Raw genomic sequence first — 1547 nt, forward strand, 5'->3', positions numbered from 1 at the left:
CATTAGCGTTGCATAAAGAAAACAAGGAAAAGTCAAGAAGAAAATTTCAGGGAAATTGTGCTGGAATTGTAACGTTAAGGGTGTATCTATGCGAAAAGAACCTGTATGCTGGAAGAAGATAGTCCCTGTCCAACATCCCGCATAGAGGAGCATGCACATGGACAAGGATACGCTAACCCTTACCAAATATCTCATTCCCCTGAGCCCGACATGGTTAAGAGAACAAACGCAGCAGTTGCAGTTGGATCGGTACGTCAAGAAACTCGATGCCGCCACGACGGCCAAAGTATTCATTTTCGCGCAACTCATGCAATTCAAGCACTATACGGACATCAGCCGGCAAGTGAATCAACAGAAAAAGCTGCAAGAAGCCGTCGGCCTCTCTTCCATCAGCACCTCCCAACTTTCACGCAGATGGCGGGACCTGGACTACACCTTCATGGAACGAGTCTACCAGCACGTGGTCCAACAGGTGACGGACCGCTACGGAGTGGCAAAGGCGGGCCAAAAGCTGGGCCAGATGCAGCTCATCGATGCGACCACGATGACCCTGTGTCTGAGCAAGTATCCATGGGCCACGTACAGCAAACATAAGGGAGCGGTGCGGCTTCATCTGCGGTTTATTCAAACGGCAGCAGGCGGATATCCCGATGTGGCCGTGCTGACCAATGGAAACGTAGCCGAGCGGAAGCACCTCGATGATCTCGAGGTCTACGAGGCGGGAGCGCTCCTGGTGTTCGATCGAGGATATGTGGACTACAAGAGGTTCGATGAATACTGTACACAAGCGATTTTGTTTGTAACGCGGCTGCGGTGCAACGCCGATTTCAAAGAAATCGAGATTCGCCAGGTGCCGCCAGATTCTGAGGTGCTAACCGACAGAATCGTCTGGCTGGGGTACCAGGGAACGCGGTACCGGATGAAGCACTATGTACGCATCATCGAATGCCTGGACAAAGACGGGAATGTGATGATGCTGTGCACGAGCGATTTCAAACGAAGTGCGGAAGAACTGCGGCAAATCTACCGATACCGCTGGAAAATAGAAATGTTTTTCAAGTGGATCAAGCAACATTTCCATGTAAAGCAGTTCTACGGGACGAGTCGCAATGCGGTGTTTAACCAAATCTATGCGGCCCTGATCGCGTTTTGTCTGGGGCTGCTGATGCAGGGGCACGTCCACCATAAGGGAAAGCTGCTGGAGCTAGTGAAACAGGTGCGAATGAGTTGGAGTGCGCCCTTGTGGGAAATGCTGAGATGGTTATTTGCCAAGCCGGGTCGAGAGTCGAAGGGAAGACGAAAGGCAATCGACGTGGAGCAACAGTATGAAGCGATATGCCGGGCGAGCGAGACGGGAGAATTGAGACAGCTAGAAATGTTAGAATACGGGATGTTGCTATAGAAACAGGAACAAAGACCATATACTAACAAATTGTGGAAAAGGGCTATTTTTATTCCCGCCTCGATCGTTTTTGGTCAATAAATCCAATCGTTAAATTCAGAAAATTCACTCATCCTTAATATAGGTATTTATCCATGATATCTCA

At 49.6% G+C, this 1547-nt stretch carries 1 protein-coding gene; it reads left to right on the top strand.

Annotation, left to right across the window (positions count from 1 at the left end; translation table 11 throughout):
- Positions 1 to 157 precede the first annotated feature (157 nt).
- Entirely contained in the window at positions 158 to 1402 is a 1245-nt protein-coding gene (locus PKO02S_RS31970; RefSeq protein WP_164821829.1) for an IS4 family transposase, read from the top strand.
- The last annotated feature ends 145 nt before the right edge of the window (positions 1403 to 1547 follow it).

Origin of the sequence: Paenibacillus koleovorans NBRC 103111 (genome assembly GCF_004000845.1) — a bacterium.
GTDB lineage: Bacteria > Bacillota > Bacilli > Paenibacillales > NBRC-103111 > Paenibacillus_AA > Paenibacillus_AA koleovorans.

Excerpts from the sequence above, each read along its gene's own strand:
- PKO02S_RS31970 (WP_164821829.1), top strand. The coding sequence starts at position 158 with ATGGACAAGGATACGCTAACCCTTACCAAATATCTCATTCCCCTGAGC.